We start from the raw sequence: 13,404 nt of genomic DNA on the forward strand, positions 1-13,404 counted from the left end.
AAGCGGCGGCGCTGTTGAGACAACAGCCCGTCGCTTTTTTTATGGCGCGCCCTTTCGCGACACTGTCGGCGATCAACGTTCCACCCAGCGCTCATGCTATCGTTCCCGCCCCCATTGCAGCCTGCCCCGACTCATGGCCCAGATCTCTCGCCCTCTACGCTTGACGTTCTATATCCTGGTTATTCTCGCTGGCACCGTCATCAGCGCCGGCCTGGCTATGCGCCACGCCGAACGCCAGACGCTGGTGGAGGATGCCGCCCGAGCCAATGAACAGCTGGGGCTGTATGCCAACTCCCTGCACACCCTGATCGAACGCTATCGCGCCCTGCCGGCGGTGCTGGCTCTGGACCCGGAACTGCGCTCGGCGCTTCAGGGCCCAGTGACGGCAGACACCCAGGATGCACTGAACCGCAAACTGGAAAAGATCAACGGCGCCGCCCGCTCCTCGACCCTGGAACTGCTGAACCATGAAGGCCTGGCCGTGGCGGCCAGCAACTGGCGGCTGCCCAGCAGCTATGTGGGCCACAACTATGGCTTTCGTCCCTACTTCAAGCAGACCCGTAGCCAGGGCAGCGGACGTTTCTACGCGGTGGGGGTGACCAGCGGCATTCCGGGGTATTTCCTGTCCAGTGCGGTCAAGGCCGACAACGAGGACTTCCTCGGGGCCATGGTGGTCAAGCTGGAATTCCCCGAACTGGAGCATGAATGGAGCCAGGGCAACGACACCCTGCTAGTGAGCGACGCCCGGGGCATCATCTTTATCGCCAACCAGCCCGGCTGGCGTTACCGGCAGTTGCAAACGCTGTCCGAAAACGACCTGGCGGAGATCAAGCTGACTCGCCAGTACGACAAGCAACCGCTGACGGCACTGCAACACACGGCCCTGCAAAAATTCGATGACAACAGCAGCCTGGTGCGGGTTGAGGGTCCCGAGGGCGTGGCCAACTATCTCTGGGAATCCCTGCCGCTGACTGCCGAGGGCTGGACCCTGCACCTGTTGCGCAAACCGGCGAGCGCTTTCGAGGAAAGTCGCAATGCCGGGCTGGCGGCCGCCGGTGCCTGGCTGACCCTGGTGTTCCTGTTGCTGTTCCTCAGCCAACGCTGGCGCCTGGGGAAGATCCGTCAGCGTAACCGTGAAGAGCTGGAGCAATTGGTCCAGGAACGCACTCGAGATCTGCGCACCGCCCAGGAAGGCCTGGTGCAATCGGCCAAGCTGGCCGCCCTGGGGCAGATGTCCGCGGCCCTGGCCCATGAAATCAACCAGCCCCTGACCGCCCAGCGCATGCAGCTTGCAACGCTGCGGCTGCTGCTGGATCACGGCCGGGTGGATGAGGCCTACAAGGCCCTGCGGCCGCTGGATGACATGCTGACCCGCATGGCCGCCCTCACCAGCCATCTCAAGACTTTCGCCCGCAAGAGCCCCAGCGGCCTGCGCGAACGCCTGGACCTGGCGGCAGTGGTGGACCAGTCGCTGCACTTGCTGGAGACCCGGCTGCGCAGCGAAGACATCGAAGTGGTGCTGCACCTGACCCGCCCGGCCTGGGTCCGCGGCGACGCCATCCGCCTGGAGCAGGTACTGATCAATCTGCTGCGCAACGCCCTCGATGCGATGCAGGACAAGACGCACAAACGCCTGGAAATCAGCCTCGAAGCCGAAGACCAGCTGTGGCAGCTGCGGGTCGCCGACAACGGTGGCGGCATCGCCGAGGAGCACCTGCTGAGCGTGTTCGATCCATTCTTCACCACCAAGCCGGTGGGGGATGGCCTGGGCCTGGGGCTGGCCGTGTCCTACGCCATCGTCCACGAACTGGGAGGCCGCCTGAGCGCCGCCAACCAGGATCAGGGCGCAGTGTTCACCCTCAGCCTGCCCATCGATCTGGAGGCGCACATCCAATGCTGAACTCGGTAATCGTGGTGGATGACGAGGCCAGCATCCGTACCGCCGTCGAACAATGGCTGAGCCTGTCGGGTTTCGAGGTCCAGCTGTTCAGCCGCGCCGAGGATTGCCTGGCGCAATTGCCGAAGAACTTCCCCGGGGTGATTCTCAGCGATGTGCGCATGCCCGGTATCAGCGGCCTGGAGCTGCTGGCCCAGGTCCAGCGCCTGGACCCCGACCTGCCGATCATCCTGCTGACCGGTCACGGTGACGTGCCCATGGCAGTCGAGGCCATGCGCGACGGGGCCTACGACTTCCTGGAAAAGCCCTTCAGCCCCGACACCCTGCTCAGCAGCCTGCGCCGGGCCCTGGACAAGCGCCGTCTGGTCCTGGAAAACCGTCGCCTGCACCAACAGGCTGACAGCCGAGCCAAGCTCGACGCTACCTTGCTCGGTGTGTCCCGGGCCCTGCAGACCCTGCGTCGCCAGGTGCTGGACCTGGCCGCCCTGCCCGTGAATGTGCTGATTCGTGGTGAAACCGGCAGCGGCAAGGAGCTGATCGCCCGCTGCCTGCATGATTTTGGTCCCCGGGCCGCCAAGCCCTTCGTGGCCTTGAACTGTGCAGCAATCCCCGAGCAACTGTTCGAGGCCGAACTGTTCGGCCATGAGAGCGGCGCCTTCACCGGCGCCCAGGGCAAGCGCATCGGCAAGCTGGAGTACGCCCATGGCGGCACGCTGTTTCTCGACGAGATCGAAAGCATGCCCCTGGCCCAGCAGGTAAAACTGCTGCGGGTGCTGCAGGAGCAGAAACTCGAACGCCTGGGCTCCAACCAGAGCATCAAGGTCGACCTGCGGGTGATCGCCGCCACCAAGCCCGACCTGCTGGAGGAGGCCCGGGCCGGACGCTTTCGCGAAGACCTGGCCTATCGCCTGACCGTCGCCGAACTGCGCCTGCCGCCCCTGCGTGAGCGCCGCGAGGATATCGCGCAACTCTACGAACACTTCGCCCAGACCGCCGCCGAGCGCCTGGGACGCGCCGTCGCGCCCTTGAGCGGCCCGCAGTTGAGCCGCCTGCTCAGCCATGACTGGCCGGGCAACGTGCGCGAACTGGCCAACGTCGCCGAGCGTCAGGTGCTGGGCCTCGGAGAACCGGAACCCGAAACCCTCGAAGCCGAGCAGTCCCTTGCAGCACAGCAAGAAGCCTTCGAAGCCCAGTGCCTGCGCGCCGCCCTGACTCGCCACAAGGGCGAGATCAAGGCGGTGCTCAACGAACTGCAGCTGCCCCGCCGGACCCTGAATGAAAAAATGCAGCGTCACGGCCTGACCAGGGAAATGTTCCTCAAAGAGGAATAGCCCCCGCCTGCCGGAATCGGCTTGCCGGCGAAAAGGCCCTCAAGCCAGGTACAGCCCCACCAACGCCCCCACCCGCAAAAGGCGCGCCGCCTGCGCGCGCCTCCCAGGGGCCGCGCTCACTTCGGCAATTTCCCGCCTACCCCACAGGCACCCATAGGCGGATTTCCGCTCATCGCCACCGTTAAACCCCCTCTAGTCCGGGCTTCTCGCCCTTGGCACAGCTCCTGCTATAGCCCCAGTAGGCTGCGCTTGCGCGCGCTCCACAAAAACAATGAATAGAAGGGTCCGTCATGGATATCTCTAATACCCTGCCTGCTGGGTCGGCGGCTGCGCCCGCCCAGGAAAAGACCACCGCCAGCCGTCTGAAATCGATTTTCAGCGGTTCCGTCGGCAACATGGTCGAGTGGTACGACTGGTACGTCTACGCTGCATTCTCGCTGTACTTCGCCAAAGTCTTCTTCCCCAAGGGCGACACCACCGCGCAACTGCTGAATACCGCCGCGATCTTCGCCGTGGGCTTCCTGATGCGCCCGATCGGTGGCTGGCTGATGGGGCTGTACGCGGACCGCAAAGGCCGTAAAGCCGCGCTGATGGCCTCGGTGCTGCTGATGTGCTTCGGCTCCCTGATCATCGCCCTGACCCCGGGTTACGAAACCATCGGCGTCGGAGCTCCGATCCTGCTGGTGCTGGCGCGCCTGATGCAGGGCCTGTCGGTGGGCGGCGAGTACGGCACTTCGGCCACCTACCTCAGCGAGATGGCGACCAAGGAACGTCGCGGCTTTTTCTCCAGCTTCCAGTACGTGACGTTGATTTCCGGCCAGCTCATCGCCCTGGCGGTGCTGATCGTGCTGCAGAACGTGCTGACCACTGAAGAACTGCAGTCCTGGGGCTGGCGGATTCCGTTCGGCATCGGTGCTCTGTGTGCGGTCGTGGCCCTGTACCTGCGTCGCGGCATGGAAGAAACCGAGTCCTTCACCAAGAAGAAAGAGAAGCCCAAAGAAAGCCTGATGCGCACCCTGATGCGTCATCCCAAGGAATTGATGACCGTGGTCGGCCTGACCATGGGCGGCACCCTGGCCTTCTACACCTACACCACCTACATGCAGAAATACCTGGTGAACACCGTCGGCATGAGCATTTCCGACTCCACCACCATCTCTGCAGCAACCCTGTTCCTGTTCATGTGCCTGCAACCGGTGATCGGCGCGCTGTCGGACAAGATCGGTCGGCGGCCGATCCTGATTGCCTTCGGCATCCTCGGCACCCTGTTCACCGTGCCGATCCTCACCACCCTGCACACCATCCAGACCTGGTGGGGCGCGTTCTTCCTGATCATGGCGGCGCTGATCATCGTCAGTGGCTACACCTCGATCAACGCGGTGGTGAAGGCCGAGCTGTTCCCCACTGAAATCCGTGCCCTGGGCGTGGGCCTGCCCTACGCGCTGACCGTATCGATCTTCGGCGGCACTGCGGAATACATCGCCCTGTGGTTCAAGAGCATCGGCATGGAAACCGGCTACTACTGGTACGTCACCGCCTGCATTGCCTGTTCGCTGCTGGTCTACGTGACCATGAAGGACACTCGCAAGCATTCGCGGATCGAGACCGACTGAGAAAAACAACGCCCGGGTGCAAGGCCCGGGCGTTTTTTCATGTGTGGGTCAGGACAGTTCGGCGGCGTTCTGCCGTGAGTAGCGGTTCTGAGCCCAGGACGCGCCGACGATCATCACCAGCAGAATCCCCGCCAATACCGCCGACGAGCCGATGGTGCCGAAGTCCAGGCCACCCTTTTCATGGGGTTTGGTGAGGAAGTCGCCCAAGGTCGCGCCAAACGGCCGGGTCAGGACAAAGGCTACCCAGAACAGCAGCACCGACGAGAGCTTGGTGAAGTACTTGAGCAGTACCACCACGGCGATGGTGGAGCCGATCAGCAACGCCCCGCCGGCAAAGCCCAGCCCAGAATCGTCCGCCAGGTAGTCACCGAGGGCGGTGCCCAGTGTGTTGGAAAACAGAATCGCCATCCAATAGAACATCTCGCCGCGAAAGGTCTGGATCTTGTTGACGTTCAGCGAATCGCCACTGAGGCGCCAGGCGGCGAAAATCGCCAGCAAAATGCCGATCAGGATCAACGAGCCACTGGCGTAGCCCAGGCCCAGAGTGCGGTCCATGAAGTCCGACATGGTGGTTCCGGCGGTGCTGGTGGACAGGATCACGATCCAGTACAGCACCGGGTTGTAGGTCTTCGACCACAGCTGAGTGACCAGAGTCAGCAGGAACACACTGATCAGGATCATCGAGCTGATGGCATATCCGACATTGAGGGTCATCGACAGCAGATCACCTGCGGTTTCACCCAGGGTCGTCGCGCAGATTTTCATGACCCAGAAGGCCAGGGTGATCTGGGGAAGTTTGTTCATTGGTAAGGGAGCTCCAAGGGTCACATTCGAGATGGCCTGTCGTGGGTTGCAGACCTGCGCGAAGGCTGAACGCCCGGGAGTGAAAAATAGGTCGGGGCTGAATGAAAAAACCGTTGAAGGCTTTTTTATCCTTTTTTTGTCCGCTGCCTGCTCAATTAATGATCAGTTAATGCTGAATACTTAGCCTGCTACTGAATCCAAGTTGCGACTTGGCACGTATCTGTAGTGAGGCCTGAGTGCGGTCATCGGTGGTCAGTAATGGCGGTCTACATATCGGTAAATTCGATTTTAACAAGCATTAATTTGCGCTTTTTTATCAAATTTACCGGAGTAGGATTCATTCCAAGCCCAACGCAAACACCTCAACGAACCTGGAGTCATCCCCATGAAAAGCAAACTGATCCTCGCCCTGACCCTGTCGGTACTGGCTGCCAACACCTTCGCTGCTGACGGTTTCGATCGCACCGGTTCCGCTACCTTCGCTGCAGACGGCTACGACCGCACCGGCTCCGCCACCTTCGCTGCCGACGGTTACGACCACACCGGTTCCGCCACCTTCGCTGAAGACGGCTACGACCGCACCGGTTCCGCCACCTTCGCTGAAGACGGCTACGACCGCACCGGTTCCGCCACCTTCGCTGAAGACGGTTACGACCGCACCGGTTCCGCCACCTTCGCTGAAGACGGTTACGACCGCACCGGTTCCGCCACCTTCGCTGAAGACGGTTACGACCGCACCGGTTCCGCCACCTTCGCTGAAGACGGCTACGACCGTACCGGTTCCGCCACCTTCGCTGCCGACGGTTACGACCGTACCGGTTCCGCCACCATCAGTTGATCGACTCACCTGACACCACAGCCCGGCTTCGGCCGGGCTTAGTCTTTTCTGGCCTGGGAAAATCATCCGCCACCTGGATCAACCGGGGCCGGGGCGCTGGAATTCGACCAGAGCGCACTGCACTATGGCGCCCTTCACTCGCACCCCTGCAGGAACCTTGAGCCATGTCCGACGATATCCACTATTACCAACCTGCCCTGGGCCACGGCCTGCCCCATGACCCGTTCAATGCCATCGTCGGCCCGCGCCCCATTGGCTGGATTTCTTCCCAGGATGCCGAAGGCCGGCTGAACCTGGCGCCTTACAGTTTCTTCAATGCCTTCAACTACATTCCGCCGATCATTGGTTTCTCCAGCGTCGGACGCAAAGACAGCCTGAACAACATCGAGGCCACCGGGGAGTTCGCCTGGAACCTGGCCACCCGGCCCCTGGCCGAACAGATGAACCAGAGCTGCGCCGCGGTCCCCGCCGAGGTCGACGAATTCGAACTGGCCGGGTTGACGCCCGTGGCCTCGAAGATCATCAGCGTGCCTCGGGTTGCTCAGAGCCCGGTGTCCTTCGAATGCAAGGTCACCCAGATCATTCAGTTGCAACGTGCGGACAAGGAGCGGGTGCCGAGCTGGCTGATCCTCGGCGAAGTGGTCGCCGTGCATATCGCCAAGTGGCTGCTCAAGGACGGGATCTACGATACCGCCGCAGCAGAACCCATTCTGCGCGGCGGCGGACCGGCGGACTACTTCCAGTTGGGACCGGAGGCCCTGTTCAAGATGCACCGCCCAGGAGCGGTCAGGTAGTTTGGCAACTCAGTGGCGGTGAAAGCTCAGTTCGCCGTCTTGATCGACGTCGGCCAGCTGTTCGAGGTGTTGCGCGGCAGCCTGGTCGGCTTCGTGAGCGGTCTTGAATGTCTGCTCAACCAGGACTTTATGAAAGCGTGGAGCCCCTGAAGCGCCCAGGGCTTTGACGGCGATGGCGGCGCTGTATCCCCCCTCCCCTGGAACCACAGCGGAAACTGCTTCGTAGTGTGCAAACTCTTTACGTGCCATGTTGCTGATCCTGGCCAATGGAAAGTCGGCCATTCTAAACCTTCAACTGGCCAGCTGGTGCACCGGCGCGCGCTGCAGTTGCGCGTACTCACCATGAGCCTCAAGCGCCGACACCGTGCTGAAGGTGTGGAAGTCCAGGCTGTTGACCACCAGGTCCTGAACCAGCTCGGCGAAGATCGCCATGGTCGGCGAGTTGAAATAGGCGGTCATTGTCTGCTGGCTGCTCCAGAAGCCGGACACCAGCCACAGGTCGGCATCGCACTGCGAATGCTGCAGAGCAAAGTGCAGGCAACCGTTGGCCTGGCGCGAAGGTTCGATCAGGCTGCTCAAGCGCGCACCCAACTCCGTGGAGCGCCCGGCCCGGGCCCGAACAAAAGCCATGTGACTGACGGGAATATGCGTGGACATTTGGAACCCTCCCAGGGTGTTGTCGAGGCAGCCGGGGGACGGGCTGCGACACAATCAACGATACGGGGCGGGCCCAGCCGCGCGTTAGTCGATTTCTGCCGTTGATTTGCCCAATCCTGCGACAAGCCTGTTCCTGCATCCCCTTGGGTGGCGACATGGGACAGAAGCGTTACAGCGGTGTTTCAAGCAAGTGAAGCCCCCGTGCATCGGCTCACCTTGCCTATCGCGCGCGCACGCAGCAGGATCAGGCAAGTTTTACGCAGAATTCGCCTACCCGCGACTCTTGCACAAACTTAAGCTGTGCCGACTGCAAACACCCCGAGGCGCCCCATGTCATCACTGGATACCCTGCCGCCGCCCCTGGCTCCGGAGATGGAACGCCAGCGCGTGGAACTGGCCGCGATCATTGCTCGCAACACCGCCGAAGACGGCAGCTACGCCACCGCCATCAACTCGCTGTTCGTCTCGCGCCACAGCACGTCCCATCACTTCGGCTCGGTGCTGGCGCAACCGGCGCTGTGCATCATGGCCCAGGGCCGCAAGGAAGTGCGCCTGGCCGATGAAAGCTACAACTACGACCCGCTGAATTACCTGGTGGTCTCGGTTTCGGTGCCGCTCAGCGGCAAGGTGGCGATCGTTTCGCCGCAAGAGCCGATCCTGGCCCTGCGCCTGGACATCGACCCCGGGGAAATCAATGCGCTGATCGCCGATGCCGGCCCCCTGGGCGTACCCGCCCGGCCTACCGGACGAGGCCTGTACGTGGAGCGCCTGGACCCGGCGATGCTGGACGCCGTGCTGCGCCTGACCCGCCTGCTGGACACCCCGAAAGACATCGCCATGCTCGCGCCGCTGGTGCGTCGGGAAATTCTCTATCGCCTGCTGCGCAGCCCCCAGGGCCACCGTTTGTATGAGATCGCCACCGCCAACAGTCAGGGCCACCGGGTCAACCAGGCCATCAAGTGGCTCAACGGCAATTTCGTGCACCCGTTGCGCATCGATGATCTGGCCCGGGAAGTCAATCTCAGCGTGTCGACCCTGCATCACCGCTTCAAGGCCATGACCGCCATGAGCCCGTTGCAGTACCAGAAGCAGCTGCGCCTGCAAGAAGCCCGGCGCCTGATGCTGGCCGAAGGGCTGGAGGCTTCGGCGGCGGGGTATCGGGTCGGCTATGAAAGCCCGTCCCAGTTCAGCCGCGAGTACAGCCGACTGTTTGGCGCGCCGCCCCTGCGAGACATGGCGCGCCTGCGGGTGGGCGGGTAACCCGGGTTCGCCGGCAAGCCGGTGCCTACAGGGCGCGGATTACGTGCTTGAGTTCCTGGAACGCTTGCAGGCCCCAAGGTCCCAGTTCACGGCCGATGCTGCTCTGCTTGTAGCCGCCCCAGGCGGTCTGGGGAAAGATCACCTGGGGGGCGTTGATCCACACCAGGCCGGCCTGCAGGGCATTGGCAACCCGTTCGGCATTTTCCACGTCCGCCCCCACCACACTGGCCACCAGGCCGAACTCGCTGTCATTGGCCAGTTCGAGCGCCTCTTGCTCGCTGCTGAAGCTGCGCACACAGAGCACCGGGCCAAAGATTTCGTCACGCCACAGGGCACTGTCCAGCGGCACCTCGGTGAACACCGTGGGCTGGATGAAAAAACCCTGCTGCAACCCGGCCGGGCGGCCGCCGCCACAGACCAGCTTGGCACCGATATTCAGGCCACGATCGATGTGCGCCAGTACTCTCTGGTATTGCGCCTGATTCACCAGGGCGCCCATCACCACCTCGGGGTCGAACGGGTCGGCCACCCGAATGCCTTCGGCCCGGGCCTTGAGCCGCAGAAGGAATTCATCGGCCAACTCCTCGGCGACCAATACCCGGCTGGTGGCAGAACACATCTGCCCGGCATTGAAGAAGCCACCGCCACAGGCCAGCTCCACCGCCAGGTCTAGGTCGGCATCCGCCAGCACCAGCAAGGATGACTTGCCCCCCAGCTCCAGGCTCACGCCCTTGATGGTTTCCGCCGCCCGCTGCATGACCTGAACCCCCACCGCATTACTGCCGGTGAAGGAAATCTTCGCCACTCGCGGGTCCGCCGCCAAAGGCGCGCCGACCGCCAGGCCAGTCCCGCAGACCAGGTTGAACACCCCGTTGGGCAAGCCGCTTTCGGCGATGATCGCCGCCAGCTCCAGCTCCGGCAGCGGAGTGACTTCCGAGGGTTTGAGCACCACGCTGCAGCCGGCGGCCAGAGCGGGCGCCAACTTCCAGGCCGTGGTGACCATGGGGAAGTTCCACGGCACGATCAGTCCGACCACGCCACAGGGCTCACGACGCAGGCGCGCGCTGAAATCCGCGCTGGGCAGCGGCACATTCGCATCCTGGGTCGCGTCCAACGCCTCGGCCAGCCCGGCGTAGTAGTCAAAGGTGGCGATGACATCGTCCACATCCATGGTCGCCTCAAACTGCGGCTTGCCGTTGTTGCTCGACTGCAGCTGCATTAGCCGCTCCCGGCGTTCGGCCACGCCGGCAGCGATCTTGCGCAGCACGGCGGCACGCTCGACGCCACTGCTTTGCGCCCAGCGGGCAAGCCCCGCCGTAGCAGCCTGCAGTGCCTGATCCACGGCTTGCGGCCCGGCGCCCGCCACCCAGGCCAAAGGCGCCTCGGTGGACGGGTTGATCACCTGCAGATGCTCGCTGCCTGCCGACCATTGGCCATCGATGTACACACCGTTCAATACGTGCGGCGAACTCATGCCTGTACTCCTTGAGTCCAGCGATTCTGGTCAACTTCAATCAAGCTCGGTCCCTGGCGATCGGCTGCCATGCGCAGGGCCACACGCAGTTGTTCGACACTGTCGATACGCTCGGCCGCGCACCCGAGGCCCTTGGCCACGGCAATGAAATCCGGGGTGTAGATGTCGACTCCCACGGGCTCGATGGCTCGATTGACCATGTATTTCTTGATCTCTTCATAACCCTGGTTATTCCACAGCAGGACGATGATCGGCGTGCGTGCTTCCACGGCGCAGGCCAGCTCCGCCAGGGTGAACTGCAAGCCGCCGTCGCCGATCAGGCAAGCCACCGGTCGCCGCTGACTGGACTGGGAAGCGCCCCCGAGCCAGGCACCGATGGCAGCCGGCAAGGCATAACCCAGGGTGCCGTAGCCGGTGGACGAGTTGAACCAGCGCCGCGGCTGCTCAGGATTGAACGTCAGGTTGCCGCTGTACACCGGCTGAGTGGAGTCGCCCACCAGGACGATCTCCGGCAACTCCTGAACCACGGTTTCCAGGAACAGGGTCTGGGCCCGGGTCGGCGAGTCCCACAGGTTCTCGAGTTCGCTGCGCAAGGCAGCGGCCCGGGCCGGGCCCCAGTCGCTGCCGCGCTCGCTCAAGGTTTGCCGGGACAGGTCTGCCAGCAGGGCTTGGGCAGCGTTCCGGGCATCGGCTACCAGCGCCACTTTCGGTGGGTAGTTGCGCACCGTTTGATCGGCGTCGATATCGATCCGCAGTAAGGCCCCGGGAATTTCAAAGCCGCCGGCAAAGGTCACGTCGTAATCGGTTTCCGCCAGTTCGGTGCCAATGGCCAGCACCACGTCGGCCTCGGCCACCAGGGCACGGCTCGCCACCATCGACTGGGTGGAGCCAATCAGCAGCGGGTGAGCCGACGGCAACATGCCCTTGGCGTTGATCGTCAGGGCTACCGGGGCCTGCAGCAGTTCTGCCAAACGGGTCAGGGGAGCGGCAGCGTCAATGGCGCCGCCACCGGCCAGGATCAGCGGGCGCTTGGCCGTTGCCAACAGCTGACTCATCCGGGCGACGGCGTCCGGGGCGGCACCGGCACGGGCAATGGTTACCGGCTCGCTGGCCAGCAAGTGATCCGCATCCTGAACCAGCACATCGAGAGGAATCTCGATATGCACCGGACGTGGGCGTCCCGCCTGGAACAGGGCGAAGGCCCGGGCCAGCACCACTGGCAGTTCGTCAGCACTCATCAGGGTATGGGAAAACGCCGCCACGCCACTGACCAGTGCGCTCTGGTTCGGCAATTCATGGAGTTTGCCGCGCCCGCCGCCCAACTGGCTGCGGGTCTGCACGCTGGAGATCACCAGCATGGGAATCGAGTCCGCATAGGCCTGGCCCATGGCGGTGGTGATGTTGGTCATGCCGGGGCCGGTGATGATGAAACACACACCGGGCTTGCCGCTGGTGCGGGCGTAGCCATCGGCCATGAATCCGGCGCCTTGCTCATGGCGCGGGGTGACATGATGGATGGGCGAGCGGGCCAGGCCGCGATACAACTCGACGGTATGCACTCCGGGAATGCCGAACACCTGCTCAACCCCATAACCTTCAAGTAACTTGACCAGTACTTCGCCGCACGTCGCCATCTCATCGCCCTTCTTATTGGTGGGATACCCGACGCCTGACCACTGGCTGGAAAACGTCAGCAGACGCCGGGAGGGCTATTGGAACGGTGAGGCTGTAGCCGCAACAATGGATAAAAAGTCATACTAGCCATGTCCTCACGTCATGCCTTGGCTCCCCATGAAACGCTTGCCTCCCCTGCCCGCGCTGCACACCTTTCTGGTCACCGCCCAGTGCTGCAATTTCACTCGCGCTGCCGAGCAATTGCACATCACTCAAGGAGCGGTGAGCCGACAAATTGCCGGCCTGGAAAGCCACCTGGGTTATCCGTTGTTCCAGCGCCATGCCCGGGGCTTGAGCCTGACTAGCGAAGGGGCACAATGGTTGCCGCGGGTGCTGCAGGTATTCGAACTGATCAATGGCGCGGTGGATGACATCGGTGGACAGAACCGCAACCTGCGCCTCAAGGCTCCGACCTGTGTGATGCGCTGGCTGCTGCCACGGCTGCTGCAATGGCAGAGGGAACGCCCGGATGTTCCGGTACAACTGACCACCACCATTCAGCACGGCGTGGATTTCAGCCGCGAACCCTTCGATGCCGCCGTCATGTATGGAGCCCCGCCGCACCCGACCCTAGGTTCGCGGCACCTGTTCAATGAACAACTGACGCCGGTCTGCTCACGACCGCTGCTGGAGGGGCCGATGCCCCTCAAGAGCCCGGCGGACTTGCAACAGCACTTGTTACTGCATCCCTCCCATGATCAACGGGACTGGCAAAGCTGGTTGAAAGCCGCAGGCACGCCACTCAATACCCTGGGCAAGGGCCAGCATTTCGAGACCCTGGACCTGGCGATGTCCGTGGCGTCCCAGGGGACGGGAGTGGCGATTGGCGACTGGGCGTTGATTGGCGACGACCTGAGTGCCGGACGGCTGGTCATGCCTTTTGAACTGAAGGTACCGACGGGCCAGGCGTACTACCTGGTCTACCCGGAGCGCCCGGGGCCTTCGGCGGCCTTGCAGGAATTGCTGGACTGGTTGGTGGAGCAGGCCAAACAGCGTTGAACGGGAAAACCCTGATGCCGGCAGACAGCAAAAAGGCCCGCGAGGGCCTTCAATACTGACCGG

12 protein-coding genes are annotated in these 13,404 nt (G+C 63.1%); 7 read left to right on the top strand and 5 right to left on the bottom strand.

The genetic code is table 11. The features are described from left to right. Positions 1–133: 133 nt before the first annotated feature. From P7C00_RS25205 to P7C00_RS25215, 3 genes are all read left to right on the top strand, one after another. Positions 134–1,900, top strand: coding sequence for an ATP-binding protein (locus tag P7C00_RS25205; protein ID WP_346632469.1), 1,767 nt, complete (start codon positions 134–136; stop codon positions 1,898–1,900). After that, positions 1,894–3,228: a sigma-54-dependent transcriptional regulator gene (locus P7C00_RS25210; RefSeq protein WP_404937547.1), complete on the top strand. Its 1,335-nt coding sequence runs from the start codon at positions 1,894–1,896 to the stop codon at positions 3,226–3,228. Before P7C00_RS25205 ends, P7C00_RS25210 begins: the two co-directional genes overlap by 7 nt. A 290-nt stretch (positions 3,229–3,518) precedes the next feature. Then, complete coding sequence (locus P7C00_RS25215; protein ID WP_346632471.1) at positions 3,519–4,841, top strand: MFS transporter; 1,323 nt, start codon at positions 3,519–3,521, stop codon at positions 4,839–4,841. 48 nt (positions 4,842–4,889) lie between these two features. On the opposite strand, the gene P7C00_RS25220 is transcribed toward P7C00_RS25215, so the two are convergent. Further along, the gene (locus tag P7C00_RS25220; protein WP_404937548.1) at positions 4,890–5,645 is read right to left on the bottom strand and encodes a hypothetical protein; all 756 of its coding nucleotides are present in this window, start codon (positions 5,643–5,645) and stop codon (positions 4,890–4,892) included. A gap of 385 nt (positions 5,646–6,030) precedes the next feature. On the opposite strand from P7C00_RS25220, the gene P7C00_RS25225 reads away from it, so the two are divergent. Then, positions 6,031–6,483, top strand: coding sequence for a heme utilization protein (locus P7C00_RS25225; RefSeq protein ID WP_404937549.1), 453 nt, complete (start codon positions 6,031–6,033; stop codon positions 6,481–6,483). 164 nt (positions 6,484–6,647) lie between these two features. Then, positions 6,648–7,277: a flavin reductase family protein gene (locus P7C00_RS25230; RefSeq protein WP_346632474.1), complete on the top strand. Its 630-nt coding sequence runs from the start codon at positions 6,648–6,650 to the stop codon at positions 7,275–7,277. A gap of 9 nt (positions 7,278–7,286) precedes the next feature. On the opposite strand, the gene P7C00_RS25235 is transcribed toward P7C00_RS25230, so the two are convergent. Together P7C00_RS25235 and P7C00_RS25240 are read right to left on the bottom strand one after the other, a co-directional pair. After that, positions 7,287–7,559 carry a hypothetical protein gene (locus P7C00_RS25235; protein WP_339070115.1) on the bottom strand — a complete coding sequence of 91 codons (273 nt, stop codon included), beginning with the start codon at positions 7,557–7,559 and terminating at the stop codon, positions 7,287–7,289. A 9-nt stretch (positions 7,560–7,568) separates the two neighbouring features. After that, complete coding sequence (locus P7C00_RS25240; protein WP_346632475.1) at positions 7,569–7,934, bottom strand: antibiotic biosynthesis monooxygenase family protein; 366 nt, start codon at positions 7,932–7,934, stop codon at positions 7,569–7,571. A 330-nt stretch (positions 7,935–8,264) separates the two neighbouring features. Here P7C00_RS25240 and P7C00_RS25245 point away from each other — a divergent pair, with 330 nt between their 5' ends. Next, a complete protein-coding gene (locus P7C00_RS25245; protein ID WP_346632476.1) occupies positions 8,265–9,194 on the top strand; it encodes an AraC family transcriptional regulator in 930 nt (309 codons plus the stop codon). 25 nt (positions 9,195–9,219) lie between these two features. Here P7C00_RS25245 and P7C00_RS25250 read toward each other — a convergent pair whose 3' ends face one another. Together P7C00_RS25250 and P7C00_RS25255 are read right to left on the bottom strand one after the other, a co-directional pair. Next, positions 9,220–10,668 carry an aldehyde dehydrogenase family protein gene (locus P7C00_RS25250; protein WP_404937550.1) on the bottom strand — a complete coding sequence of 483 codons (1,449 nt, stop codon included), beginning with the start codon at positions 10,666–10,668 and terminating at the stop codon, positions 9,220–9,222. After that, positions 10,665–12,302 carry a 5-guanidino-2-oxopentanoate decarboxylase gene (locus P7C00_RS25255; protein WP_404937551.1) on the bottom strand — a complete coding sequence of 546 codons (1,638 nt, stop codon included), beginning with the start codon at positions 12,300–12,302 and terminating at the stop codon, positions 10,665–10,667. The genes P7C00_RS25250 and P7C00_RS25255 overlap by 4 nt, the downstream gene beginning before the upstream one ends. A gap of 157 nt (positions 12,303–12,459) precedes the next feature. Between P7C00_RS25255 and P7C00_RS25260 the strand changes: the two genes are divergently transcribed. Continuing rightward, positions 12,460–13,341 carry a LysR substrate-binding domain-containing protein gene (locus P7C00_RS25260; RefSeq protein ID WP_346632479.1) on the top strand — a complete coding sequence of 294 codons (882 nt, stop codon included), beginning with the start codon at positions 12,460–12,462 and terminating at the stop codon, positions 13,339–13,341. Positions 13,342–13,404 lie beyond the last annotated feature (63 nt).

Origin of the sequence: Pseudomonas sp. JDS08PS003, from assembly GCF_045013505.1 — a bacterium.
Taxonomy (GTDB): Bacteria; Pseudomonadota; Gammaproteobacteria; order Pseudomonadales; family Pseudomonadaceae; genus Aquipseudomonas; species Aquipseudomonas protegens_B.